This is a genomic window from Vibrio sp. DNB22_10_4 (genome assembly GCF_052879755.1).
Genome location: NZ_JBNNXW010000002.1, coordinates 359932 through 386781, shown reverse-complemented (window position 1 = coordinate 386781; position 26850 = coordinate 359932). Strand labels below are relative to the sequence as shown.

General features: G+C 47.5%; 24 protein-coding genes. 16 read left to right on the top strand and 8 right to left on the bottom strand.

The features are described from left to right. Positions 1-20 precede the first annotated feature (20 nt). The 4 genes from pnp to ACVA6Q_RS09810 all read left to right on the top strand — a co-directional run bounded on the left by pnp (position 21) and on the right by ACVA6Q_RS09810 (position 5210). Entirely contained in the window at positions 21-2153 is a 2133-nt protein-coding gene (gene pnp / locus ACVA6Q_RS09825) for a polyribonucleotide nucleotidyltransferase (RefSeq protein ID WP_353496979.1), read from the top strand. A gap of 173 nt (positions 2154-2326) precedes the next feature. Next, entirely contained in the window at positions 2327-3262 is a 936-nt protein-coding gene (gene nlpI, locus ACVA6Q_RS09820; protein WP_112459596.1) for a lipoprotein NlpI, read from the top strand. Between the two features lie 120 nt (positions 3263-3382). Beyond that, positions 3383-3796, top strand: a complete 414-nt coding sequence (locus ACVA6Q_RS09815) for a MarR family winged helix-turn-helix transcriptional regulator (RefSeq protein ID WP_353496978.1) — start codon at positions 3383-3385, stop codon at positions 3794-3796. A 73-nt stretch (positions 3797-3869) separates the two neighbouring features. Then, positions 3870-5210 carry an MATE family efflux transporter gene (locus tag ACVA6Q_RS09810; RefSeq protein WP_446647380.1) on the top strand — a complete coding sequence of 447 codons (1341 nt, stop codon included), beginning with the start codon at positions 3870-3872 and terminating at the stop codon, positions 5208-5210. Between the two features lie 62 nt (positions 5211-5272). Here ACVA6Q_RS09810 and ACVA6Q_RS09805 read toward each other — a convergent pair whose 3' ends face one another. The 3 genes from ACVA6Q_RS09805 to ACVA6Q_RS09795 all read right to left on the bottom strand — a co-directional run bounded on the left by ACVA6Q_RS09805 (position 5273) and on the right by ACVA6Q_RS09795 (position 9378). After that, positions 5273-6151: a U32 family peptidase gene (locus ACVA6Q_RS09805; RefSeq protein ID WP_446647379.1), complete on the bottom strand. Its 879-nt coding sequence runs from the start codon at positions 6149-6151 to the stop codon at positions 5273-5275. 12 nt (positions 6152-6163) lie between these two features. Then, positions 6164-7177, bottom strand: a complete 1014-nt coding sequence (ubiU, locus tag ACVA6Q_RS09800) for a ubiquinone anaerobic biosynthesis protein UbiU (RefSeq protein WP_446647378.1) — start codon at positions 7175-7177, stop codon at positions 6164-6166. Positions 7178-7338: 161 nt separating this feature from the next. Continuing rightward, entirely contained in the window at positions 7339-9378 is a 2040-nt protein-coding gene (locus ACVA6Q_RS09795; RefSeq protein ID WP_353496974.1) for a putative bifunctional diguanylate cyclase/phosphodiesterase, read from the bottom strand. A 179-nt stretch (positions 9379-9557) separates the two neighbouring features. Here ACVA6Q_RS09795 and ubiT point away from each other — a divergent pair, with 179 nt between their 5' ends. The 7 genes from ubiT (at position 9558) to ACVA6Q_RS09760 (ending at position 14092) form a co-directional block, all read left to right on the top strand. Beyond that, entirely contained in the window at positions 9558-10085 is a 528-nt protein-coding gene (gene ubiT, locus ACVA6Q_RS09790) for a ubiquinone anaerobic biosynthesis accessory factor UbiT (RefSeq protein ID WP_353496973.1), read from the top strand. Next, complete coding sequence (locus ACVA6Q_RS09785) at positions 10069-10584, top strand: GNAT family N-acetyltransferase (RefSeq protein WP_353496972.1); 516 nt, start codon at positions 10069-10071, stop codon at positions 10582-10584. The genes ubiT and ACVA6Q_RS09785 overlap by 17 nt, the downstream gene beginning before the upstream one ends. Before the next feature lie 166 nt (positions 10585-10750). Next, positions 10751-11188 (top strand): DNA polymerase III subunit psi, encoded by a 438-nt coding sequence (locus tag ACVA6Q_RS09780; protein ID WP_353496971.1) that lies wholly within the window; start codon positions 10751-10753, stop codon positions 11186-11188. 16 nt (positions 11189-11204) lie between these two features. After that, entirely contained in the window at positions 11205-11639 is a 435-nt protein-coding gene (rimI, locus tag ACVA6Q_RS09775) for a ribosomal protein S18-alanine N-acetyltransferase (protein ID WP_353498728.1), read from the top strand. A 172-nt stretch (positions 11640-11811) separates the two neighbouring features. Next, on the top strand, positions 11812-12603 hold the full coding sequence (locus ACVA6Q_RS09770) for a hypothetical protein (protein ID WP_353496970.1): 792 nt from the start codon (positions 11812-11814) through the stop codon (positions 12601-12603). Positions 12604-12820: 217 nt separating this feature from the next. Further along, the gene (locus ACVA6Q_RS09765; RefSeq protein WP_353496969.1) at positions 12821-13588 is read left to right on the top strand and encodes an SDR family NAD(P)-dependent oxidoreductase; all 768 of its coding nucleotides are present in this window, start codon (positions 12821-12823) and stop codon (positions 13586-13588) included. A 9-nt stretch (positions 13589-13597) separates the two neighbouring features. Further along, the gene (locus tag ACVA6Q_RS09760) at positions 13598-14092 is read left to right on the top strand and encodes a hypothetical protein (RefSeq protein ID WP_446647377.1); all 495 of its coding nucleotides are present in this window, start codon (positions 13598-13600) and stop codon (positions 14090-14092) included. Between the two features lie 88 nt (positions 14093-14180). On the opposite strand, the gene ACVA6Q_RS09755 is transcribed toward ACVA6Q_RS09760, so the two are convergent. Beyond that, on the bottom strand, positions 14181-15794 hold the full coding sequence (locus ACVA6Q_RS09755; RefSeq protein ID WP_446647376.1) for a transmembrane adenylate cyclase: 1614 nt from the start codon (positions 15792-15794) through the stop codon (positions 14181-14183). A gap of 325 nt (positions 15795-16119) precedes the next feature. Here ACVA6Q_RS09755 and ACVA6Q_RS09750 point away from each other — a divergent pair, with 325 nt between their 5' ends. Together ACVA6Q_RS09750 and prfC are read left to right on the top strand one after the other, a co-directional pair. After that, on the top strand, positions 16120-17256 hold the full coding sequence (locus ACVA6Q_RS09750; RefSeq protein WP_446647375.1) for a BamA/TamA family outer membrane protein: 1137 nt from the start codon (positions 16120-16122) through the stop codon (positions 17254-17256). 255 nt (positions 17257-17511) lie between these two features. After that, positions 17512-19101, top strand: coding sequence for a peptide chain release factor 3 (gene prfC / locus ACVA6Q_RS09745; protein ID WP_353496964.1), 1590 nt, complete (start codon positions 17512-17514; stop codon positions 19099-19101). 236 nt (positions 19102-19337) lie between these two features. On the opposite strand, the gene ACVA6Q_RS09740 is transcribed toward prfC, so the two are convergent. The 4 genes from ACVA6Q_RS09740 to ACVA6Q_RS09725 all read right to left on the bottom strand — a co-directional run bounded on the left by ACVA6Q_RS09740 (position 19338) and on the right by ACVA6Q_RS09725 (position 24119). Continuing rightward, positions 19338-20303: an ABC transporter permease gene (locus ACVA6Q_RS09740; RefSeq protein WP_418641981.1), complete on the bottom strand. Its 966-nt coding sequence runs from the start codon at positions 20301-20303 to the stop codon at positions 19338-19340. A 2-nt stretch (positions 20304-20305) separates the two neighbouring features. Next, a complete protein-coding gene (locus ACVA6Q_RS09735) occupies positions 20306-21436 on the bottom strand; it encodes an ABC transporter permease (protein ID WP_353496962.1) in 1131 nt (376 codons plus the stop codon). Beyond that, positions 21433-23010: an ABC transporter ATP-binding protein gene (locus ACVA6Q_RS09730; RefSeq protein ID WP_446647374.1), complete on the bottom strand. Its 1578-nt coding sequence runs from the start codon at positions 23008-23010 to the stop codon at positions 21433-21435. The genes ACVA6Q_RS09735 and ACVA6Q_RS09730 overlap by 4 nt, the downstream gene beginning before the upstream one ends. 113 nt (positions 23011-23123) lie before the next feature. Beyond that, positions 23124-24119, bottom strand: a complete 996-nt coding sequence (locus ACVA6Q_RS09725) for a BMP family lipoprotein (RefSeq protein ID WP_353496960.1) — start codon at positions 24117-24119, stop codon at positions 23124-23126. A gap of 324 nt (positions 24120-24443) precedes the next feature. Here ACVA6Q_RS09725 and ACVA6Q_RS09720 point away from each other — a divergent pair, with 324 nt between their 5' ends. The 3 genes from ACVA6Q_RS09720 to ACVA6Q_RS09710 all read left to right on the top strand — a co-directional run bounded on the left by ACVA6Q_RS09720 (position 24444) and on the right by ACVA6Q_RS09710 (position 26803). Continuing rightward, complete coding sequence (locus ACVA6Q_RS09720) at positions 24444-24569, top strand: DUF5363 family protein (RefSeq protein WP_446647373.1); 126 nt, start codon at positions 24444-24446, stop codon at positions 24567-24569. Next, positions 24559-25332: a TatD family hydrolase gene (locus tag ACVA6Q_RS09715; RefSeq protein WP_446647372.1), complete on the top strand. Its 774-nt coding sequence runs from the start codon at positions 24559-24561 to the stop codon at positions 25330-25332. The genes ACVA6Q_RS09720 and ACVA6Q_RS09715 overlap by 11 nt, the downstream gene beginning before the upstream one ends. A gap of 205 nt (positions 25333-25537) precedes the next feature. Beyond that, a complete protein-coding gene (locus ACVA6Q_RS09710; protein WP_353496957.1) occupies positions 25538-26803 on the top strand; it encodes a NupC/NupG family nucleoside CNT transporter in 1266 nt (421 codons plus the stop codon). The last annotated feature ends 47 nt before the right edge of the window (positions 26804-26850 follow it).

The window sequence follows — 26850 nt, the reverse complement described above, 5'->3', positions numbered from 1 at the left end:
TCCAGAAAAAAGGAAATACAATGTTCGAAAAACCAGTTGTTAAGTCGTTCCAATACGGCAACCACACTGTGACGCTAGAAACAGGCGTTATCGCACGTCAAGCTACTGCAGCTGTAATGGTAACAATGGACGATACGTCAGTATTCGTTTCTGTTGTTGGTAAAAAAGAAGCTGTGGAAGGTCAAGACTTCTTCCCACTAACTGTAAACTACCAAGAGCGTACTTACGCGGCAGGTAAAATCCCTGGTGGTTTCTTCAAGCGTGAAGGTCGTCCTTCTGAAGGCGAAACACTGACTGCACGTCTAATCGACCGTCCAATTCGTCCTCTTTTCCCAGACGCATTCAAAAACGAAGTTCAGGTTATCGCGACAGTAATGTCTGTAAACCCGAACGTTCAACCAGACATGGTAACAATGATCGGTACTTCAGCTGCTCTTGCTATCTCTGGTATCCCGTTTAACGGTCCTATCGGTGCCGCGCGTGTTGGTCACATTGACGGTCAACTAGTACTAAACCCAAGCAACACTGAGCTAGAAAGCTCTAAACTAGACCTAGTCGTTGCGGGTACTGAAGGCGCTGTTCTTATGGTTGAGTCTGAAGCAGACAACCTAACAGAAGAAGAGATGCTATCAGCAGTGGTTTACGGCCACGACCAACAGCAAGTTGTTATCAAAGCAATCAACGAGTTCGCAGCAGAAGTTGCTACTCCAGCTTGGGATTGGGTTGCTCCACAAGAGAACACAACTCTTAACAACCGCATTGCTGAACTAGCGGAAGCTAAGCTTGTTGAAGCTTACCAAATCACTGAAAAGATGGCTCGTTACGATCGTATCCACGCGATTGCAGCTGAAGTGAACGATGTTCTTCTTGCTGAAGACTCAGAAGCGAATCTTAAAGAAATCCACACTATCTTCCACGATCTAGAGAAGACAGTTGTTCGCCGTAGCATCATCGCGGGTAACCCACGTATCGATGGTCGTGAAAAAGACATGGTTCGTGCACTAGATGTACGTACTGGCGTTCTTCCACGTACTCACGGCAGTTCACTATTCACTCGTGGTGAAACTCAGGCAATCGTAACTGCGACTCTTGGTACGCAGCGTGATGCTCAAATCATCGATGAGCTAACAGGTGAGCGTAAAGATCACTTCCTACTACACTACAACTTCCCTCCATACTGTGTTGGCGAAACTGGTTTTGTAGGTTCTCCTAAGCGTCGTGAAATCGGTCACGGTAAACTGGCTAAACGCGGTATCGCAGCAGTAATGCCTTCTGTTGATGAATTCCCATACACAGTTCGTGTTGTATCGGAAATCACTGAATCTAACGGTTCATCTTCAATGGCTTCTGTATGTGGTACGTCTCTAGCACTTATGGATGCTGGTGTTCCAATCAAGTCTTCTGTTGCGGGTATCGCAATGGGTCTTGTTAAAGAAGGCGACGACTTCGTTGTTCTTTCTGACATCCTTGGTGATGAAGACCACCTAGGTGACATGGACTTTAAAGTAGCAGGTACTAACACTGGTATCACTGCACTTCAAATGGACATCAAGATCGAAGGTATTACTAAAGAGATCATGCAAATTGCTCTTAACCAAGCGCAAGGTGCACGTAAGCACATCCTTTCTGTAATGGATGAAGCTATCTCTGGTGCTCGTGAAGATATCTCTGAGTTCGCTCCACGTATCCACACAATGAAGATCAGCGCAGACAAGATCAAAGACGTTATCGGTAAAGGTGGCGCGGTTATCCGTCAGCTAACTGAAGAGACTGGTACAACGATTGAGATCGAAGACGACGGTACTATCAAGATCGCTGCGACTGACGGTGACCAAGCGAAAGATGCGATTGCTCGTATCGAAGCTATCACTGCAGAAGTTGAAGTGGGTAAGATCTACACGGGTAAAGTTGCTCGTCTAGCAGATTTCGGTGCATTCGTAACGGTTCTTCCAGGTAAAGATGGTCTAGTACACATCTCTCAAATCGCTCAAGAGCGTGTTGAGAAAGTGACTGACTACCTGAAAGAAGGCCAAGAAGTTCAAGTTAAAGTACTTGAAATCGACCGCCAAGGCCGTGTACGTCTAAGCATGAAAGAAGCGGTAGAACAGCCAGCTGAAGCTGCGAATGAAAAAGCGGCACCTGACGCAGAATAATTCGCATTTCTAGACCATTGCGTCTAAAAGCATGCTATAAAGAGGGGGCAATCGCCCCCTTTTTTAGTGCGCGAAGGAAATTACCTGCTATACCATTAAAGCAGCACGGCAAAAAAATTAATAAAAGCCGTCAGTTACGCTTAGCGATAGCAGGCATTAAGGAGAAGAATATAGTGAAGTGGTTTCGAATCTTAGGATTGAGTTTAGTGGCCGTAGTGACGGGTTGTGCATCCAACTCATCAACGCAAGATCAGCAGTGGTTGAATCCACCGATGGCAGTGCCTTTACAAGCCAATGTTCAATATGAAGTCCAGGTTGCAAGACTGACTCAGCTACTTCAGCGCAGCGATCTCGATAACGATGTGCGCGCGAAAATGCATTTCGAGCGTGGTTCTTATTTCAATAGCCTAGGTATGCGCGATTTGGCGCAGCTTGATTTCAACCAGTCGCTTCAATTAAACCCAGCTCAGCCAGTGGTGTTCAACCAAGTCGGTCAATACTTCACTCAGATCGGTGATTTTGACTCTGCGTATGAAGCGTTTGATTCAAGCCTAGAGCTGGATCCTGCCAACTCTTACGCACTTCGTAACCGTTCTATCGCACTGTACTACGGCGACCGTATTCCTCTAGCGATTGAAGGAATGACGCGTTACTACCAAGAGAATCCATCCGATCCGTACCGAGCGCTGTGGCTTTACATCATTTCTCGCCAAGCGAGCCCATCGGAAGCGGCTATTACGCTAAATAAACAGTATCTTGCTCGCAATAACGACTGGGGCTGGATTTTGGTTGCCTTGATGCTTGACCAAGTGTCAGAAGAGCAAGCATTCCAAGCGATCCTAGCGAGCAGCCGAGACAACAATGTATTGGCAGAGCGTCTGACTGAGGTGTACTTCTACCTTGCTAAGCGTCATCAAATCGACGGTGACTACCCAACCGCCGTCTCGCTCTACAAGCTAGCTATCGCACAAAATGTGTATGATTTTGCAGAGCATAAGTACGCATTCCTAGAGCTCACCAAAATCTTTGAAATTGTTCGCGCTCAGCAAGCAGAAGAAGCGAAGAAACAGCAAGAAGAACAAGCGAACGCAGAACCAAGCGACGCCTAGTTTCTCTCAATAAATCCAATACCTTAAAACACCAGCGATAAGCTGGTGTTTTTTTATGCGTTGCAGTTTACTTCCAATATCTCTAAAATAGTTAGCCAAGCTAATTAATAAGTAACGTGAATGTCTATAGAAGTCAATTTAGAGAGAATGGAACGCCTCACTGCTAAGGTTTGGCGCAGTTACTGTAAAGAAGATCCATTATCTCACCTTAGCTTTAATGAATATGACTATCTCAAAACCGTGCAAGCCTCCGAGGAGCCTATTAGGCTCACTGACTTGGCTCGAGAGTTAGAGGTGTCCAAGCCGTCAGCCACCAATATGGTCAAGCGGTTGGAGAAGAAGGGGCTAGTGGAACGTTTAGCGTGTCCAGAAGACGCTCGTGCTAAACGGGTAGTACTGACAGAGAAGGCGCGTATCCCTCTAGCGTCAGAGCTGGAAATTTATAGAGTAGTTGCTGATAAATTAAAGGTGAACCTCACAGACAGCGAGTTTACCGAACTCAATCAGCTTCTGACTAAAGCGTTAAAACCTTAATACCTATTAGTTCTTAATCAACAGTAAGACTCTGAAGAGTCATTTGATAACAAATAATCGTAGTAACGTCGTGATGAATCAAAAATCAATTTACCAACAGTTTTGGCGTTATGCCGTACCTACCGTTGCCGCTATGCTGGTCAACGGCTTATACCAAGTGGTAGACGGCATCTTTATTGGACAGTATATGGGAGGCGACGGCCTTGCGGGCATCAATGTCGCTTGGCCAGTGATTAGTGTCATTCTTGGTCTTGGCATGATGATTGGTGTCGGTACTGGAGCGCTGGCGTCGATCAAACAAGGTGAGAGCGATCTTGTTGGTGCGAAGCAAGCTTTGGCAACCGGTTTAATGGCATTGCTAGCGTTGAGTCCTGTCGTTGCTGTCCTACTTTGGCAATACGCCGACAAGATGATCCTGATTCAAGGCGCACAGGGACGCATGTACGATCTCGCGATGCAGTATCTCGACATCTTGATCGTAGGCGGTGTGTTCACCCTCGGCTCAATTGCAGTGCCGTTCTTATTGAGAAATGATGATAGCCCAAATATGGCGACTATCTTGATGGTGCTTGGCGCGGTGATCAATATCGTCCTTGATTACTGGTTTATCGCTATTCTCGATTGGGAGCTTACTGGTGCAGCGCTCGCAACAGCGATAGCTCAAGCTGTGGTGACAGTGTTGGGTGTAGGATATTTCTTCACCTCAAAAGCGAAAATGCGCCTTTCACTGCGTGACTTTAGGTTACATTGGCCACTGTTACCTAAGATATTTTCCATTGGCGTCACAAGCTTTTTCATGTACGCCTATGGCTCTTTTATGGTAGCACTGCATAACGCTCTGTTTGCGGAGTACGGGTCGATGACCTTGGTCGGTGCATACGCCATCTTGGGTTATATCGTTGCTTTCTATTACCTAATTGCCGAAGGTATCGCTAATGCGATGCAGCCACTATTGAGCTACAACTATGGTGCTCGTCGTGAAGACAACATGCGTAAGCTGTTCAATGTCGCCATGTTCAGTTCCGTACTCGGTGGTGCGGTTTTTGTGGGACTCCTTAACCTGTTTCCTTACCAAGCGGTTTCAGTGTTTAACTCCAGTGAGCCACAACTTATCGAACATACGGTGGTCGGTATCCGCTTGCATTTGTTCTCAATGTTCCTTGATGGGTTCATCGTTGTGGCAGCCGCATATTATCAAGCGATCAGTCACAACCGAAAAGCCCTGTTCGTGACATTAGGAAACATGCTGATCCAACTGCCATTCCTCTACGCCATGCCAAAGCTTTGGGGAGTGAACGGTGTGTGGATAGCGTATCCGCTGTCTAACATTGCGTTGAGTTTGGTGGTTGGAGCCATGATGTGGAAAGACATTCGCAAACTGCGTGCGAATGGCTATGAGACGGCAACGGTTTAACGCCACTGAATTGGAACCTTGCCATTGAAAAAGAGCCTCGCTGATTAGCGAGGCTCTTTGGTTTAGATTTGCTTAATATCGAGGCCAGCAATCTGATGCCAGTAGCCGTTGCATTGACGATCAAGCGACGCTTGTGGATTGCTGCCGTCTTCATTGGCTTTGAAACGATCCACTTCTGCAAAGGTATCCAGTCCAAGTGGACTCAGACGTGCAACGTCGACCAAGCCTTCCATCGACTTAAGATCGTTAATTAGGTTGTACTGATAACCAGATTGGGTTTGGATTCCGTTTAGATTAAATACTGACTGACCTTCTTGGCTCTCCACTTGAAGGCCTGTCGGGTATTTAATACAGCAGGTTTCGCAGTCATCTTTCGCTCGGTTTTCCGCGCGAGCAGTGAAGCAGCGTGCAGAGTAAGCTAACGGCAGATAACCGTGGCTAAACACTTCTACTTCGAATTGACCGCGGATGCCTAAGTCGTCTGCTTGGTTCATGGCGTTCTCAAGCCACTCTCGTGACAGCTCGACTGGCATACACCAACGAATCATGCCTTGCTTAGCAAACAGCTGCAGCGTGCGGGCGTTGTAGGTGTTGACCGCAGGTCCCACGACAAAGGGTACCTTGCTTTCGCTAGCTAGTTGGATAGCGGACACGTCATTAGCTTCAATCGCAAAGTCACCGTTGTCGATGTACTTTTTCATAATATTTACTTCACTCGGCGCTTCGAGCAGTGCCATAGTGGACAGCACCACTTGCTTACCAGATGCGCTGAGCTCTTTAGCAATATCAAACCAATGAGCAGGTTTCATCTCACGGCGTTTGGAACAAACGCTCTCACCCAAATAGATGATATCGGCAGAGCTAGATTTTGCTTGCTCGTAGAAGCTCTCTACATCTTGCTTTGGCCAAAAGTACAGCAGTGGGCCTAATGCATATTTCATGTCGTTTGCTCCTTATTGCCACTTACGGTGGTAAGCACCGAGTGTTGTTTGTGTGCCTTCAGAAACGTTGGCTAGAGCACTGTCCCAGCTTGGTTTAACTTGGTATTGCTCTGGGTTACGTTGGTACATATCAATCGCTTCACGCCACGTGCGAGTTACTTGCTCGACGTAGGCAGGACTGCGTTGACGGCCTTCAATTTTCACTGATGCGACATTCGCAGCAAACAGCTCAGGCAGCATAGACAAGGTATTCAAGCTGGTTGGCTCTTCAAGGGCATGGTAGCGCTTGCGCTCACCATCCACTTCCGCTTCAAATCGGCCTTTACACAAAGTAGGGTAGCCGGCGTTTTCACCTTGTGCGTAGCGGTCAATCAGAATGTCGTTTAGACGTGATTCTAAGCCGGTTTCTGTTTCTTGCCAGCGAACGTATTTTGCCGGAGAACATGCACCTACTGTGTTTGGTGACTCGCCTGTCAGGTAAGAAGATAGGTAGCAGCGACCTTCAGACATAATACAAAGACTGCCGAAGGCAAATACTTCTAACTCGACATCAGAGGTCATGTTTCGAGAAAGCTGTTTTACTTGATGGATCGACAGCACGCGTGGCAGTACTACGCGTTTGACGTTGAAGTTCTTGTGATAGAAGTCGATGGCGGCAACGTTGGTCGCTGAGGCTTGCACTGATAGGTGCAGTTCAAGATCTGGATATTTGTTCGCGGCGTAATCGAGTACAGCGATATCGGCAACGATCAACGCATCCACGCCCAGTTCCGCGGCTTGGTCGACCGCGTTAGTCCAGCGTTCAAATCCATTCGGGTGAGCGAAGGTGTTCAGTGCAATGTGCAGTTTCTTGTTGTGGTCGTGAACATATTGAGCCGCGCGCTCAAGCTTCTTACCTGTAAAGTTAAGACCCGCAAAGTGACGGGCATTGGTGTCGTCTTTAAAGCCGATATAGACGGCGTCGGCACCGCAATCAATTGCCGTTTTTAATGCAGGCAAGTTACCCGCTGGGCATAAGAGTTCCATATGCTCAATACCATAATTCTGTCAGTAGAGCGCATTTTATGAAAAGTTACTGTAGGCGAGTTTGATATAAGGCAGGTTTCGCTTAATAAGCAATGAATTAACACCAAAGAGGTAAGCTTGCTGAAAGGTCAACATCTGGCCTCTTTGGATAACAATTATAACTAGTTTCGGTGGCGACGATTTTGGGCAAATAGCGCTTCCACTTCGTGCTTAGGCTGCGGACGGTGGAAGTGGAAACCCTGAATAGAGTTACAGTTGAGATTTGACAGCAGCGTCGCCTGATGACGCGTTTCCACCCCTTCGGCCACTACAGACAAGTTGAGTGATTTACCTAAGTTGATGATGTTTTCAATCACCGTTAGCTGCTTAGGCAGGGTATCAATATCCATGATGAAAGCGCGGTCGATCTTAAGTTCATCAATAGGGAAATGAGCCAGATACGAGAGCGAAGAGTAGCCCGTACCAAAGTCATCAATCGACAGTGCAAAGCCAAGCTTTTTAATAGAGTTGAGCATTTGCAGCGTGTGCTCACTGTTGCTCATGACGGCACTTTCGGTCAGCTCGAAGGTGATGCAGCTTGGATCAAGCCCAGTGCTGCGCAGTAGGCGCTCCATGTAATCAATGAGTTTAGGGTTACCAAACTGTTCTGGGGACAAGTTGATCGCCACACGTCCAGGTAAAATGCCCTGTAGCTTCCAGCGTTTAACGGTAGTAAACACATCGCGCATGACCACGCGGCCAAGACTTTCGATCAAGCCCGCTTGCTCAGCAACTGGGATGAAAGAGGCTGGGCTGATGTAGCCTTCCACTGGGTGCTTCCAACGCACCAGAGCTTCTGCGCCATTGATGCTGAAATCGCGCGCGTTAACTTTAGGCTGATACCAAACCTCGAGGCCATTTTGTTGCAGCGCCTTTTGCAGTTCAATTTCCAGCCATAGACGCATTCGCGCCTCTTTGTTCATCTGGTCATTGAACTTGACTAATCGGTTACGACCGCGCGCTTTGGCTTCGTACATTGCAGTGTCGGCATTTTGCAGCAAGATACGCGCATCATTGCCGTCGTTCGGCGATTGTACGCTACCGATGGAGCAGGCGAGTCGTTTGCTAAAGTGGTGTAGATCGAAGGGCTGATTAATTAAGCCGATGATTTTTTCTGCCAGTTCGTCGGCAGCGATATTGCTATCGGGTTCCGGCAAAATGATGCCAAATTCATCACCGCCTAAGTGAGCGAGCACCGCCTCTTGCGGCAAGTAGCGCTTAAGACGTGCCGACACTTCTTGGATAACTCGGTCACCAATGTGGTGGCCAAGTGAATCGTTGATATTTTTAAAGTTGTCTATGTCCAGATAGAGCATGACAAACGGCGTACCAGCCTCAATAAAATGATCGAGACAGCGGGTAAAACCAAGGCGATTATAGAGTTTCGTTAGCGCATCAATGTTGGCATCTTCGTGACTGGTTTGTGTCACTGGGCTTGGCTTTTCATCTAGGTCTTGCACTAAGATCAAATGCGCATTGGCACCAAATAAATTCGCAGTGTCGACATGCAACGCCAAGCGTCGTTGGATGCCACAATACTCGCTGGTCATAAAGTGCAGTGGCACTTTGGCATTGACCTGATGCAGATCGAGCTGCACTCGCTGGTTATCACTTTCGTTGCGCAGCAAGCGCGTGAGTGACTCGCCCAGTAAATCACTTTGGCTTGAGTAACCAAATAGTCGTGCCGACGCTGGGTTGGCTGAGATAATACAACCATCTTCGACTAATAATAGCCCGTCAGGAATCAGCTCTGTCAGCTTTAAAAACTTAGTTTCAGACTCTTCGAGTGAACGGGTAATGATCTGTTTTTCAGAGGTATCAATAGCATGAAAAACCACATACTCAACCACACCATTGAGCTCAATGGGAGAGACACTAAAATGCAGGCTAGATTCGATGTCCGATTCGTCGAGTGTGACTTCTGCCTCAATCGACTCACCAAGAAAGGCGCGTTCGTAATAAGGTTTGAGCTGGTGGTAGAAACGGGTGCCAAGTACCTCATGATCATTCATGCCTATGAGGTCGCTGTGAGTAAGTCCGGCCACATCGCAGTAGCGATCATTGACCATCCAATAACGGTGCTCGTCGTCTAAAATAGCAAAAAAGAAGGGGCTATTAGACGTTAACTTAGCAAAGTATTCCTTTAACAATTTGGATGACATCAATGTACTACCAGTTCTCTGAAGCGCTTATATATCAGTAACCCACACACTATAACTGTGATTTATCGGTTAGGAAAGGGTTAAGACAAAAGCAAAAAATTTTTGACGCACAACAGGATTTTTTTTGTACGAATACCGTATTATGGCGTTTCTTAAGTACAAACTAACGGAAAAACCGCGTGTTAGACAAGATTCGTAGTCAACTAGTTAAAAACGCAGCACAAATTTTGCGATCTCCAGTCCATTTTCTGCCGAACAAAATTCAGAATCGTGCCTTGCTTGAAGGACTAAAAACCGTTTTTAAAGAAGCACTTGAGGATGGTGACTTCGAATTTCTTGAAGATAAGTGGTTGAAAGTTCATATTCGTGATCTAAACCTCAGTTGGTACATTTCCTACAGCGATGAATCACTGATTGTTGCCGATTTTGAGCCACAAGAAGATGTCAGCTTCAGCGGTAATCTCAATGACTTAGTTTTGATCGCTGGTCGTAAAGAAGACCCGGATACGTTATTCTTCCAACGCCGCTTAAGTATCGAAGGCGATACTGAGTTGGGTCTAGAAGTGAAAAACTTGATGGACAGTGTCGATCTTGATGCGCTGCCAAAGCCGATGCTATCTGCACTCATGCACTTAGCTGAATTTGTACATAAAGGGTTGCAACCCGACTCTGAGGTGAAAGAGGTGTCCAATGCTTATTCGAACTGAGGCACCTGCCGACATATTGGCGATTGACCGCCTACTGAAGTCGGTGTTTGAAACCGACGCCGAAGCCAATCTGGTCATGGTGCTGCGTGAAAACAGCCGATTAACGCTCTCTTTGGTTGCGTGCAGTGATGAAGGCGAGGTGATTGGTCATGTACTGTTTACACCAGTATCGATAGATGGCGAAGAGCTGTCTTGGCAAGGGCTTGCACCACTTGCTGTGGCGACGTCACACCAAGGTAAAGGTATCGCGAAAGCTTTGGTTAAAGAGGCATTCGAAACGTTACTCGATTTTGGTTATCCTGCTTGTGTGGTGCTAGGTGACCCGAACTACTACTCGAAATTTGGTTTTACCTCTGCCAGTGAGTTTGGCTTAAAGTGCCAGTGGGAAGTGCCAGAGGGCGCATTCCAAGTGCAGTCATTAACCGAACAGACGATTCCAGAGTTATTGGAAGGCAAAACGGGCACCATTGAGTACAGTCCTGAATTCTTAGAGTTGTAATCGACCTCAGCCTAAGTTTGTCGTTAATCGTAGGCCATACCCTTATGGCCTACATACGTTTTTGGAAGGGCTCGTCGTTTGGCTAACCCTATCTGCTCTGTTACACTTCGCTCAATCGCCTCTGACGGCGCAACATCTTTGCTCAACCCTGAGAACAGGCCAATCTATGCATAACCGCACTACGTTACAGTTGATGGGGATCCAGACCTGGGAATTGACGCATCCTGAGCGACTACCGCACAGTGCTCAGGCTCGCTTTTCTTTGCCCGAATCTTGTCAGTTGTTACTTGTCTCGCCGATGAAACCACAAGGTGACAAGGTTGCCTTTTTCGAAAAGATCCTCAAAGCGATGAAGCTTGAACTGTCACAGGCGCTGCATATTACGCCGGACATGCTCAGTCAATTGGATGCAGAGCCGATGCCGGGTTGGATTTGGCTTTGTGGCGTTGAATCGGCGCAACAGCGGCTGGGTCAATGGACAGAACAACATGCCAAGCAGCTCAACCAATCACCACGTACTTTAATCTCGCCACCGCTGGCAGAGATAGAAGGTCAAGATGCCCACAAGCGTCAACTTTGGAATCAAATCCGTGCCAAACAGTAACATTAGCTTCACTCAGATGAGTGAAACACACCTTGATGATGTCATCGCGATTGAGCAGCAAGCCCACAGCCACCCTTGGAAAACGTCGATGCTTACTGAGCTAAATGGACGTGGTGCCCACAATGTGGTGATGCTTGAAGATGATAAAGTGGTGGGCTACTTCTACGCTCAGAATGTGGTAGGGGAAGTTTCATTACTCAACGTTGCAGTGTCGCCGCGTCATCAAGGACAAGGTTATGGCCGTCAGTTGATTCAGCACCTATTGGCCTACTGTGAGTCTTGCCAAGCTGACAGCGCTTGGCTTGAAGTGCGTGAAAGTAATAGCGCCGCAGTGTCGCTTTACCTATCAGAAGGCTTCAACGAAGTAGACAGACGCCGAGACTATTACCCAACTGAGCACGGGCGCGAAGACGCCGTCATCATGTGCTATCACTTCATGTTTTCAGTGTAGTGACGGTCGGACGCTGAGTTAGTGCTATTGTCCATCATGTATAAAATGTAGCGATAGAAGTGGTGTTCATCCTTCTGGTTTGTATATAGGTTACATTACCCAGAGTTACTTCGATTACCCTACCAGTGCTTCATACTTCCCAGCAATTATTGATAATCATGGGATTAAAAACATGAAGCACTTTTCTACTCTTTCTGCAGCAATTCTTGCCGCGCTAGCGTTCAATGCGCAAGCTACTGAAGAGCAAACGAATGATCCTGCTGATGTAACTCGCCCACAAACCTACCTAAAATTCGATTCTGGCGCGAAAGGCAAAGATGGCCTAACTCGCTTGCAATTGAACATGGCAGGTTCGTATAACGAGAACATCGGTTACCTAGGTCAATTTGAAACTGATTTTCAAACCAACCTAGACGGACAAGACGGTAAGTCGAAGGACTTTGGTCTGTCTCGTATCCGTGCACGTTACTTCCAAGTACACGCGACTGGCTCAGAAGTGCTTCCTGAAATTGGTTTCTCGCTTGATTACATCAGCTATGGCTCTAACTGGGTAGCGAAACAAAGCGGCACTGAGCAAACGGCAGCAGTCGGTGCGGTCGCGAAAGTGATCACCCCGTTTGAAAACTGGGTTTCTTACCCAAATGTGGCTTTGATGCGTAACGAGTACGACAACGGTCGTTCAGAGAACGGTTGGCAAGCAAACTGGTTCAACTCGTTCTACCTATCAGAGCAAGGTCACTACGTAACAGTGAACCCACAATATGCTAACTACAACAACGCATTCGGTAAGAACGAGCAGTCGCTTGAGCTTAACTTTGAAGGTGGTGTACCGCTAACATCTGACGGCAGTATTTGGGGTAACCTGACCTACTCAGAGCACTTCTTCAAAGCGGGTGGCGAGTCACGCATGAAACACCTTGATGGCAACCGTGAAGTTCGCATTGGTGCGACTTGGTTCTTCTAACCCGGTAGTCAAAACAGTTCCTCTCAACTCTAAGGCAAGGATGCCTTAGTCTCATACTTCAAAAATCCCTTCATTAATAAAATTCATTTATTTTTCAACTTATTTACTGCCTGTTACTGGATCGTTTCCAGTTACTAACTGCTGTCAAATGCGCTCAATCGTTACACTGGTTCACAGTGAAATTTTAACCCTGTTTAATCAATGAGGACGCAGAACAATGTCTATGCCTTTTCAGCTCACAGACAAAGTCGTGGTGTTAATTGGTGGTACTTCGGGTATCGGTGAAGCGATAGCCAAACGTCTAATCAATGCTGGCGCCAAACTGATGATTGCTGGCATCAATGCCAATGAACCAGAATTGCAAACCCTAGAGGCACACTATGTCTATGCCGACGTCACCGATGAGTTTTCATTAAGTGAGCTGATGGCGATTGCGTTTGAACGTTTTGGGCAAATTGATGTACTGGTGAACTGTGCGGGCTCGACCAATGGTTACAGCACCATTATGGAATCCAAAAAGTCCGAATATAACGCCAACTTTGAAGTCAACGCGCTGGGTACTGCACTCACCATTAAACATGCGGTGCCATACATGCCAAAGGGCAGCAGCATTATTAATATCGCTTCTGTGGCGGGTACTCAAGGGGTGCCATATCTTGGTGCGCTTGCCAGCTCTAAATGGGCGGTGTTAGGCATTACCCAAACCGCGGCACTTGAGCTTGGCACTAAGCAAATTCGCGTCAATGCCGTGTGCCCAACCTCTGTTGATACCCCGCGCGCTTACGCGTCAGGCGGTGAGCCTCAGCTTCGAATGGAAAAACGTGCAGTACCACTTGGGCGCATTGCGAAGCCAGAGGAAGTCGCGGCGGTGGTGCACTTTTTAGCGTCAGAAGACAGCAGCTTTGTGAATGGTCAGTCGATTGGTGTCGACGGCGGATTTAGCGCAGGCATGAGTATCGATGCTTACAATCAGCTTGCGCAGTAGGAGAGTAGAATGAACAAGTTAAGTCTAATTATTGGTGCCTGTTTGATGATGCTAAGCTCGATGAGCTTTGGTTACTACTGTGATCAAGAAGCGGAAGGTGCTGTCGTCGGTGCCGTCGATGGTGCGGTTACAGGTGCGATTGTTGGCGGCATTGTTGATGGCAGTGACGGTGCAAAAACGGGAGCCTTGATTGGTGGCGGCGCTGGTGCGGTTGGCGGTGCAATTGATGGCGCGTATTATGAAGCTGAGTGCGAAGTGGCCACCGATGTGATCATTGAAGATGAGTACATCGCAGAAGAATACTTGGCCGAAGAGTATATCGAAGAAGAGTACATTGCCGAAGAAGTGGTGGCAGAAGAGATCATTGAAGAAGAGTACATTGCCGAAGAAGTGGTGGCAGAAGAGATCATTGAAGAAGAGTACATCGCGGAAGAGATAGTCGAGGAGCAAATCGAAGAGGACTATCTTGAAGAGGCGTATGACGATGATGTCTACGATTACTAGTTCTCACTGAATCGGACACCAATGAACCCTAAACTAAAAAGAGAGCCGCTTGGCTCTCTTTTGCTATCTACTCGTTGCTTTTTATGGCTTACAAACGAGCAAGCCCCTCAAGCAACTTGTTCTTAATCGCAGGGCTGGAGATAAACGCGCCTAGGTAGCGCTCTTCATTGCCCTCAAAGTCAGGACGGATTTGCAGCATCTCTTTGTAGCTTGCTTGCGCTTGTTTGAATTCGCCTTTGTAAACCTGAATCACAGCTTTCAACATCGGCACCCAGAATAGGCGGCGTAGTGACAGTTTACTAATAGACTTTTCCGCGCCGTCAAAATCGTCTTGCATGATTTTGTACACTACAGAAACCAGCGAGAACCATGGCGGACGGAATGGGTTAAGCGCTTTAGAATTCTCTAAAAGCTCAAGGCCGCGTTCAAACTCTCCCGCCATGCACAATGCCCAGCCACACAGACCAATTTGATAGGCTGCATTCGGGTTGATAGCGAGTACTTTATCAACGGTTTCGATAATGCCGCTGACATCGTCTTTCAGCTGATACGCCATCAGCATAGCCATTTGCGCTTCTTGATTGCTTGGCTCAAGCTCCACGGCACGACGAGCGTGATTCAGACCGGTTTCTACCGCATTGTCGACCTGTCCCATACCTAGCATTTCGGCATCGAAATAGAGCACGGCGAGCATCGCATGTATCAGGGCAATATCCGGTTCGTTTTGTACCGCGCTTAGCAGTGCCTGCATTGCCTGAAGGTGGGTATCTTCGGTCAGCGTCATGAGATAGTGACGATAGCGTAAAGTCGCCTCATACGTCGACAGGTGTTCAATCTTTTTCTGATTGCAGCTGGCGTAGATCTCACGGTGGATAATGCCAAAGCTTGAAGCAAGCTCAGCGACGATTTCAGCGATGATGTCATCTTGCACAGAGAACAGATCGTCTGTGGCCAAATCACAGGTGTACTTCTCAGCCCATACCTGCTCGCCACTATCAGTGCGATAAAGCTTAGCGTAAATGCGTATTTTGTTGCCAAGGGCTTGCATCGTACCTGAGGTGATGAAAGAGACATTGAGTTTTTCACCTAGACCTTTTACGTCAGCAGAGGTGCGAGGGTCGATATTGGTGTCACCCAGCGCGTGCATTGATACCACTTTAAGCATGTCAAAACGGGCTAGCTCAGTGGCAAGCTCTTCACCAAAACCTTCTGCGAAGAAGCGCTTTTCGGCATCATCGGAGAGCGACAAAAACGGCAGTACAGTCAGAGTAGGGTTTAGCGCCCTGTTGGTGTCACCTACCATTTGTGCCAGCGTGGTTGATTGACGTGCCGCTTGAGGGATCTGCGGGGTGAAAATCGGGCTATAACGACCTTTAGGGATCGATAGCACCAACGGGTCATTTACCCCTTCCGTTAGGTAATAGGTTTCAAGTGTACGGCGAACACGCCCTGCTTGAATACGTACAATAGGGTCAGCTTGGTGATCAAAGTCGGCATCACGATCAAACACTTCGGTCGCGATGGTGAACTGCTTGAGTCGGTCTCCATTGCCCGCCAAAGTCTGTTCGACGACGAAAGAGAGCAACTGCTTCATCTTCGGGCTTTGGTCGAACGCTTTACTGGAAAGAATACGATTAAGTTGATCTTTCACTCGGGTTTGATTTTCTTCGATTCGAATATCTAATGGAGCTTGTTCTGACACCGTTTCTGACTCTCTTTTTGTAGGTTCTGAGTATTTTGCCACTTTAGGACATTGAAAAATAGTAACGAGTTCACTTCTTAATGAAAAACTCGATATCACTCGCTACTCATACCAATATAAAGGTATGCATGCCATTAAAATAATAATCTGAACCATAAACTTATCATTACTAACTATAGACGAGCTAAATGCTTACAGCGAACCGACAGACTGACATTTTTACTAAAAAGTGCCGCTAACTCAGTGGCTTTTGTTATCTAAGTGTGATTATTATGTAATTATCAATACCCAGTGATATTGTGCGTTTTACGTGCAAGGAGAGGTCATGGAAAAGACGAATAGTAAGATAATTCTGGCAGCTATTTCAGCCTTATGTGTTTCTTTAAATGTAGGGGCGATGCAGCAATTTATCGATCCCAAGGATGGTATGTTCGATGCAAGTCAATGGGTATTAGATAATGCCATTGGCTTTATGCCGGTACCTATCATCATCACTGATCCTGCGGTTGGTGTCGGTGGTGGTGCGGCAATGTTGTTTTTCCATGAGTCTGAAAAGCGCAAGCAGCTTCGTAAAGAAAACCCTGATGAAGTCGTTGGGTTGCCACCTAGCGTGACAGCGGTCGCTGCTGCGGGAACCGAAAATGGCTCTTGGCTCACAGGAGCGTTTCACTTTGGTTCTTGGCAGGAAGATACGTGGCGTTACCAAGGCGGTCTGTTTTACGGCTCGTTCAACTTAAAGTATTACCAAGGCGATGTGCCGTTCGATTTCAACATCGATGGCCTCTACTTTATGCAAGATATCGATTATCGGATTGCCGGCAGCAATTGGTTTGTCGGTGCGAAATACTCACTTCTTTCTTCTAAAAGTACATTTGATATTGGCAATGCCATTCCGGGTATCCCACCGATCGATTTCGATCTTGAAGACGCTGGTGTCGAACTAAAAGTGACTTACGACAGTCGCGATACGATCTTTACCCCTAATGATGGCCTAAAAGCGAAATTCAGTACGGATTTTCACAATAAAGCCTTTGGCGGCGATGTGGATTATCAAAAAGCGCGAGCTCAGGTGAATTACTTTGCGCCAGTGCGAGAGGATCTCATCATCGGTGTGCGTGGCGACTATCAAACGGTGAGCGACGATGCGCCATACTATGCACGTCCTTTTATCAATATGCGTGGTATTGCCGCGATGCGCTACCAAGGCCAAGACATGGCCTTGGCTGAGCTTGAAGCTCGCTATGATGTGACGCCGCGTTGGTCGATTGTTGGATTTACCGGAACCGGCAAAGCGGTAGAAGATGGGCAGAGCTTTTCTGATACGGACTATCAAAGTGTTGTCGGGGGCGGCTTTCGTTATCTAGTCGCGCGCCAACTGAACATGCGAGTAGGTGTCGATGCAGCCAAAGGCCCTGAGGAGTGGGCGTATTATATTACAGTTGGTCATGCTTGGCAGTTATGATCAAAAAAGTGGGCTGGAAGACTCCAGCCCCAAAATCATCGTGACGATGATTCTTGCGGCGCAGCAGTTAACTTCAGAGACAAAGCCTCCCATATCAATCAGCTGTCCGGAGATAAGACGGCCTGAGGGAAACTAGTGATTGAGAATCAAAGCTAGATCGGTGAAAATAGCGCCCATTATTTTTTCGACGCCTTCGAGTAGTGGTTGAGCCAATGCCTTCAAACGCTATTCTACAAATCAAGAAGATCGAGATTCATGTCAAATCCTCAATTTTTGCAACAAGTTTCTAAGCGTAGAACGTTTGCGATCATCTCTCACCCGGATGCGGGTAAAACCACCATTACTGAAAAAGTACTGTTATTCGGAAACGCGATTCAGAAAGCAGGTACAGTAAAAGGCCGTGGCAGTGCACAGCACGCGAAGTCGGACTGGATGGAAATGGAAAAAGAGCGTGGTATCTCGGTAACAACTTCCGTGATGCAGTTTCCATACAACGACTGCTTGGTAAACCTTCTCGATACCCCAGGACACGAAGACTTCTCGGAAGATACTTATCGTACACTAACGGCGGTAGACTCTTGCTTGATGGTTATCGACGCTGCGAAAGGTGTCGAGGATCGTACTCGTAAACTGATGGAAGTTACCCGTCTTCGTGATACGCCTATCGTTACCTTCATGAACAAACTCGACCGTGACGTTCGTGACCCAATGGAAGTATTGGACGAAGTAGAAAGCGAACTTGGCATGATGTGTGCGCCAATCTCTTGGCCAATTGGTTGTGGTAAAGAGTTTAAAGGTGTTTATCACATCCACCGTGACGAAACGATTCTTTACGAATCTGGCCACGGTCACGAAATCCAAGAAGTACGCATCATCAAAGGTCTTGATAACCCAGATCTTGATGAAGCCGTAGGTGCTGATCTCGCAGAGAGCGTGCGCGAAGAGCTTGAGCTAGTAATGGGCGCATGCCCTGAGTTTGACCTAGAGTCATTCTTAAAAGGCGAACTGACGCCAGTTTACTTCGGTACTGCTCTTGGTAACTTCGGTGTTGACCACATGCTAGATGGTCTGACTAAGTGGGCTCCAGCGCCACAAACACGTCAAGCAAATGAGCGTGACGTTGAAGCAACAGAAGACAAGTTCTCTGGTTTCGTATTTAAGATCCAAGCAAACATGGATCCTAAACACCGCGACCGTATCGCCTTCATGCGTATCGTATCAGGTACCTACAAGCAAGGTATGAAGATGAACCACGTTCGCACTGGTAAAAACGTCAGCATCTCTGACGCAGTAACCTTTATGGCGGGTGACCGTGCGCGCGCAGAAAATGCGTACGCAGGTGACATTATCGGTCTTCACAACCACGGTACTATCCAGATTGGTGATACCTTCACTCAAGGTGAATCACTCAAGTTCTCTGGTATTCCAAACTTCGCACCGGAGCTATTCCGCCGTATTCGCCTAAAAGATCCATTGAAGCAGAAGCAGCTACTGAAAGGTCTGGTTCAGCTATCTGAAGAGGGTGCAGTACAGGTATTCCGTCCACTACAGAACAACGACCTGATCGTTGGCGCGGTTGGTGTGCTTCAGTTTGACGTGGTTGTTGCGCGTCTAAAATCTGAGTACAACGTTGAAGCGATCTACGAGAGTGTGAACGTTGCGACAGCACGCTGGATTGAGTGTGATGACGATAAGAAGCTCGAAGAGTTCAAGCGTAAGAACCAAACCAACCTAGCGTTGGATGGTGGCAACAACCTAAGCTATGTTGCACCGACTATGGTGAACTTGAACCTAGCGCAAGAGCGTTTCCCAGATGTTAAGTTCCGTGCGACGCGTGAGCACTAATGCTGGTTGATTGAATGGGAAAGCCGCTCGGGAGAGCGGCTTTTTTTTGTTTGGAGTGTGGGGGAGTTAAGAGCCTACCTCTCCTAGCATCCCCTAATAAAGGGGAGGAACTACTGGCTCGCTAACGCGTCGCCTGACTATAGTTGTTCAGCGATGCGACGATAGGAGCGAGCCCGAGGTTCTCCCCCTTAATAAGGGGGAGTTAGAGGGGGTAAACGCGAAGCGTTAGCAGCGCTCTACTCACGCTCCTTAGTATAAGGCACCCCAATCGCCTTAGGCGCCACCGCCTTACCAATAAACCCAGCCAACAAGAACACCGTCAACACATACGGAATCGCTTCAATCGCTTGTACAGGAACTGGGAAATCACCAATCGATACACCCTGCATACGAATCGCTAATGCGTCTAAGAAGCCAAACAGCAAACACGCAGCCATTGCCGTAAACGGTCGCCATTTACCAAAGATAAGCGCCGCCAGAGCCATATAGCCCTTACCTGCACTCATGTTAGGAATGAACTGCGCCGTTTGTGCTACAGACAAATAAACGCCACCGATACCCACCAGTACGCCACAAATAGCGACCGCAGCATAACGCATACGAACCACTGAGATACCCGCGGTATCAACGGCTGATGGTGACTCGCCTACCGCGCGCAGACGAAGTCCAAAGCGCGTCTTAAATAGCAGGTACCAGCAAGCTGGGACGATGAACACCACCATGTAAACCAGAATCGAGTGACCACTGATAAGCTCTGAGTAAAGCAGACCAAGCACAGGCACATCCGCAACCGCATCAGCACCCGGGAAGGTGATAGGCGCAAATCGTGCGTCGCCAGATAGTGCTGGTGTTTGACCACCTTGTTGGAACCAGTGACGACCAAGGGTAATGGTGAGACCGGCAGCGAGGATGTTGATTGCCATACCACTGACCACTTGATCTCCGCGGTGGGTGATCGAAGCAAAGCCGTGGAGCAGGGCAAGTAACACAGATACGCCAATGCCTGCAAACAGACCAAGCCAAGCCGAGCCAGTAATATGTGCCATAGCTGCACCAGCAAACGCCGACGCGAGCAACTTGCCTTCTAGAGCGATGTTAACGATACCCGAGCGTTCACAAAACATACCGGCAAGTGAGGCAAGGATAAGCGGGGTTGCCACACGCATTGTGGCATCAAGCATGAGAATAATCGTTTCAAACATAATCAAGCGACTCCTTTCTCTGCTTGTTGTTCAGCTTGTTTTTTGCCGAACAGTTTGAGGTAGGTTCTCTCTAGAGAAGGACGGAACATGTGCTCCAGTGCGCCAGAGAATAGGATCACCAAACCTTGCAGTACCACAACGATGTTTCGGTCAACACCGTACTCAAAGCTCAGCTCCGCACCGCCTTGGTATAAGAAGCCGAACAGCAAGCTTGCCAGCAGTACACCTACCGGGTGGTTACGACCCATAAGTGCGACAGCGATACCGGTAAAGCCAAAGCCTTCAACGAAGTTCAGCTTGATTTGGTGCAGTTCACCTTGAAGTACGTTGAGGCCAAAGAAGCCTGCCAACATACCAGAGATAAGCATGGTTAAGATGATGATTTTCACATACTTGATGCCTGCGTAATCAGCAGCTGATGGGTTAGAGCCCACAGAGCGGATTTCGTAACCCCAGCGTGAGTGCCACATCAGTAGCCACACAAACACACAGCATAAAAGAGCAAAGATAAAGCTCAGGTTCATTGGGCTTGGTGCCATCTCAATCCCAACGACCGCGAGGATCTCATGCATCTTTGGTAGCCAACTTGAAACCGCAAAGACACGGCTTTCTGTTGCCATTGTCGTTTCTGGCTTGAGGATATCGACCAACAAATACGCCATCAGCGATGAGGCAATAAAGTTAAACATGATGGTGGTGATCACGATGTGTGAGCCGCGTTTGGCTTGTAAGTAAGCTGGGATAAATGCCCAAGCTGCGCCAAATAAGCCGCCGACAACAATCGCTACCGGAAACACAATATACCAAGGGGCATATTCGCCTAAGGTGAGACAGATAAGACCGACACCGAGGCCACCAATGTAAGCTTGACCTTCACCACCGATGTTAAACAGACCCGCGTGAAACGCGACGGCAACAGCAAGTCCGGTAAAAATAAAGCCTGTGGCGTAATACATGGTGTAGCCAAAGCCTTCGGCGTAGCCAAAGGCACCCGTCCACATCACTTTTGCGGCATCAATCGGATTGATGTCGATATACATAAACAGCAGGGCAGACACTAGGAACGCCACCAACACGTTAATCGCTGGTAGCAGAGCCACGGTTACCCAAGCTGGAACTTTTGCTTGGCTCATGCACTTTCTCCTTGTGGCTGATCGGCGGCTGCCGATTTAAGGTGGTCAGGCATGATGTTTGCCATCATAAGACCTAAGGTTTTCTCATCGGTATCTTTAATCGAAACTTCGCCGACAATCGCGCCATCGAACACGACCAGAATTCGGTCAGAAAGGCTTAAGATTTCATCAAGCTCTACCGAGACTAAAAGTACTGCCTTATCGGCATCACGCGCTGCAATGATTTGCTGGTGGATGTATTCAATGGCGCCGATATCAACCCCACGGGTTGGCTGTCCGACCAAAAGCACATCCGGGTTTTGCTCCATTTCACGGGCAATCACCAGTTTTTGCTGGTTACCACCGGAGAAGTTAGCGGTTTTCAGAGTGGTGTCGTTAGGACGCACATCCCACTTATCCATGCTCGCCTGACAGCTATCTTTGATGGCCTGCTTGTCTTGCAAAAGACCTTTGTTGTATTGCGGCAGGTGATGGTAGCCAAGGATATAGGCTTCCTGCGCTTCGAACTTGTTGATAAGCCCTTGCTTGTGGCGATCCTCTGGAATATGCCCCACACCAATCGCGCGAACTTGCTGCGGATCGAGCATGGTGTGCTTATCAATGTGGCTGCCGTTGATTTCAATGCTCCCAGAATAAGGCTGGAGAATGCCGGAAAGCAGGGCGAGTATTTCTGATTGCCCGTTGCCAGAAACACCAGCGATACCGACGACTTCGCCTTGACGCACTCCGAAGCTCACGCTTTTCACGCGCTCGACGCCTGCGTCATCGAAGTACTGTAAGTTGTCGACTTTGATCAGCTCTTTCTTTGGAGTGGCTTCTGACTTATCGACTTTGAGGCGAACTTTGCGTCCCACCATCAGCTCAGCCAGTTGCTCTTTATTGGTGTCGGCAGTAACAACATGCTCTACCATCGCCCCTTGGCGCATAACGGAGATGTTATCGGTGATCGCCAATACTTCACGCAGCTTGTGCGTGATGATCATAATAGTGGTGCCTTGCTGACGCAGTTTGTCGAGGATCTTAAATAAGTGATCCGCTTCTTGAGGAGTAAGCACGCCGGTTGGCTCATCGAGGATCAAGATCTTTGCTCCGCGATAGAGTGCTTTTAAGATTTCCACTCGCTGCTGAAGACCTACCGGAAGCTCGCCAACAATGGCGTCTAAAGGGACTTCCAAACCATAATCTTCGGCCAGTGCTTTGAGTTTCTTCTTAGCCTTGCCAAGACTCTCTTGTAGCTTCCATCCATCTTCAGCGCCGAGAACAATGTTCTCGAGTACGGTAAAAGTTTCCACCAACATAAAGTGTTGGTGCACCATGCCGATGCCTGCCTTGATGGCTTCTTGAGAGTTCGCTGGCTTGTAACGTTCGCCATTGACGGTCATCTCGCCTGCATCTGCGTGGTAAAAACCGTAAATAATACTCATAAGAGTGGACTTGCCTGCACCATTTTCACCAATGATGCCGTGAATCGTGCCTTGCGGAACTTTCAGGTCGATAGTTTTGTTGGCGTGCACCGCGCCAAATCGCTTATCGATCTGCTTGAGTTCGATGGCAATAGGTTGTCCATGTGTCACTAGATACTGCCTTATAATTATACGCCGCTGCTTGAGGGCAACGGCGTTGTTATGGTTGCCTAGGTTATTGATAAAAATACCAATCCTAGGCCTTCATTCTGAATGAGAAGTCGTTAGATGTTACATGTGTTGTCAGACATGTAGTCGTGAACGGCGATTTTGCCTGATACGATGTCAGCTTTAAGACCGTCTAGGTAAGTCTTCATTTCTGGTGTGATCAGATCTTTGTTGTAGTCATCGTATGCCCACTCAACCGCACCTTCTTTAAGACCTAGTACCTTGATGCCAGCTTCCCAATTGCCTTGCTCTGCATCTTCCCATGTGTTGTAAGCGGCAACGCCTACTTTCTTAACCATTGAAGTCAGCATAGTGCCTGGTTGCAGGTGGTTTTGGTTTGAGTCAACACCGATAGCGAAGTTGCCCGCATCTTTCGCTGCTTGGTAAACACCCATACCTGTGCCGCCAGCTGCTGCGTAAATAACGTCAGCGCCTTTAGAGAACTGAGATTTCGCAAGCTCAGAGCCTTTTGCTGGGTCAGCAAATGCTGCTGGCGTAGAGCCAGTCATGTTTTGGAAGGTTTCGATTTGTGGGTTTGCGTATTTCGCACCTTGGCGGTAGCCACACTCGAACTTACGAATCAATGGGATATCCATACCACCAACGAAGCCTACTTTATCTGTCTTAGACGCTTTAGCGGCAAGCGCACCCACTAGGAATGAACCTTCGTGCTCTTTAAAGACGATAGATTGAACGTTTGGCTTGTCGACTACCATATCGATGATAGTGAATTGAATGTCTGGGAATTCAGTCGCGACTTTTTCAACAGCAGATGCCATGTTAAAGCCGACCGCCACGATTGGAGTGAAACCACGGCTTGCTAGACGGCGTAGGCCTTGCTCGCGCTGTGCTTCATTCTGTGGTTCAAATTCACGTACTTTGATGCCTTTGTCTGCATTGAAAACTTTAACACCGTTTTGGAATACAGCTTCGTTAAACGATTTGTCGAATTTACCGGCTGTATCGTAAACCACTGCTGGTTTTGCTGCGAATGCACCAAAAGAAGTTACTGCCACTGCAAGTGCAGACATTTTTAGAATAGTTTTTTTCACGATCAATTCCCTTATAGTGTCGAATGATGGGGCATCATTGACGTTTCGATAGGCTAGGCGATGTCCAAATTACTCGTGCCTAGAAAGTAGTCGTTTGTAAATATCTGAACAGTCATGCTGATAGCAAACCGTTCACTTTACAAACAATGTGCGACATTTTATCGTTTGCGTGTGCAAAAAAAACGCCTTGCATGGCAGCATTGAGGTGTAAGTCACAACTTAGTGACAAAACACTAACTATTACAGCTATTCTTTGTATATCGGGGCGCAACATCTTGTTATTGCAATCGATTACAATGTTTTTAGATGAAGGAGCGGAGCATCATGTTGAAGTTGTTCAAGAGATGGCTTGCTAGATATGATCAATGGTGTGAGTCACTTGGCTTAACACCAGAAAATAAGCGCAGTTGTGTGCCATACAAGAAAGAGCCGCAAGACGATGATAGATAGTCACTGTCATTTAGATTTACTTGCACAGCAAAAAGATTTGCAGCAAGTGCTAAGCGATGCGAAACAGCAAGGGGTCGAGAAAATCATTGTCCCTGCTATTAATGAAAGTAACTGGGCAACCGTTCAAATACTTAGTGAGCAGAATGAAGACATCTATTACGCACTCGGCTTTCATCCACAGTTTCTTGATGGGTTGAGTGAACACAGTCTGGATAATTTGGCCTCAAGGGTTGTCTCTTCAGTGCCTGAAAAGTGTGTCGCTATTGGTGAATGCGGTCTGGATTTCTACCATGGCCGGGAAAATGAAACGCTGCAAAAACAGTATCTCAACGCTCAGATTGATATTGCTAACCAGAGCCAATTGCCGATTTTACTCCATTGTCGAAAAGCGCATCAGGATCTGGTGGCGTTATTAAAACGCAATCCTCCTAAATATAGTGGTGTGGTTCATGGATTTAGCGGTAGCGTTCAACAGGCAATGGATTTCATCAAATTGGGGTTAAAAATCGGTGTTGGCGGTGTGATCACGTATCCAAGAGCGAAGAAAACACGCGCTACTATCGCCGCGATTCCGTTGGAAAGTTTGTTAATAGAAACGGATGCCCCTGATATGCCATTAAGTGGTTATCAAGGGCTTCCTAACGAACCCAAAATGGTAAACATGGTGCTAACGTCTTTAATTGAGCTGCGAAATGAATCTGGGCAAACGGTTGCCTCACAGTTATCAAATAATGGCAAATTGACGTTTAGATTTTGTGACTAAAAATGCGTTAATTTGTGAATTCGAAATCGTTTGCACTTGCTTTTTGTGATCCAGGTCGCAAATTTTAGTGTATCCCCCATGTGTTCAGGACGAAAGTGTGAGGGGGGTACTACTTTCTTTTCTGTGGGTTTGTATAATCGCCCCCGCTTTTGAGCTTCAAATTTTGTTACACGCCAAATTATTAATTATAAGGAAGTCATAAACTATGAGCCTGTTTATGAGCCTGGTTGGTATGGTCGCACTTATTGCAATCGCAGTACTGCTTTCTGACAACCGCAAAGCTATTAATATCAGAACCGTGGCTGGCGCATTCGCTATCCAATTTGCACTAGGTGCATTCGTTCTTTACGTTCCATGGGGACAAGAAGTACTACGCAGCTTCTCTGACGCTGTATCTAACGTTATCAACTACGGTAATGACGGTACGTCATTCCTATTTGGTGGCCTAGTATCAGGTAAAATGTTTGAAGTATTCGGCGGCGGCGGTTTCATCTTCGCTTTCCGTGTACTACCTACACTAATCTTCTTCTCTGCGCTTATTTCTGTACTTTACTACCTAGGTGTAATGCAGTGGGTTATCAAGATCCTTGGTGGCGGCCTGCAAAAAGCACTAGGTACTTCTCGTGCGGAATCTATGTCAGCAGCAGCTAACATTTTCGTAGGTCAAACAGAAGCACCTCTAGTGGTACGTCCTTTCGTACCTAAGATGACGCAATCTGAACTATTCGCAGTAATGTGTGGTGGTCTAGCTTCTATCGCTGGTGGTGTACTAGCAGGTTACGCATCAATGGGTGTGCCAATCGAGTACCTAGTTGCAGCATCATTCATGGCAGCACCAGGTGGTCTTCTGTTTGCTAAAATCATCAAGCCAGAAACTGAAGAGCCAGTTGATCAGCTACATGACATGAGTGCAGAAGGCGAAGACAAGCCAGCTAACGTTATCGACGCAGCAGCGGGCGGTGCATCAGCAGGTCTTCAACTAGCACTTAACGTAGGTGCAATGCTAATCGCATTCATCGGCCTTATCGCACTAGTTAACGGTATGCTTGGTGGCATCGGTGGCTGGGTTGGTATGCCTGAACTACGTCTAGAAATGATTCTAGGTTGGTTGTTCTCGCCACTAGCATTCCTACTAGGTGTGCCATGGTCTGAAGCGACTATCGCGGGTGAGTTCATCGGTATGAAGACCGTTGCGAACGAATTCGTAGCATACTCTCAGTTTGCCCCTTACCTAAGCGAAGCAGCGCCAGTTGTTCTATCTGAGAAAACTAAGGCAATCATCTCATTCGCTCTATGTGGTTTTGCGAACCTATCTTCTATCGCAATCCTACTAGGTGGTCTGGGTAGCCTTGCGCCTAAGCGTCGCGGTGATATCGCTCGCATGGGTGTAAAAGCAGTAATCGCTGGTACGCTATCTAACCTGATGGCTGCAACGATTGCAGGCTTCTGTCTAACTCTAGCTGGCATGTAATTGCTCGCGTTAGGTTAAACAGTATATAGACGCCATTATAAATCGCC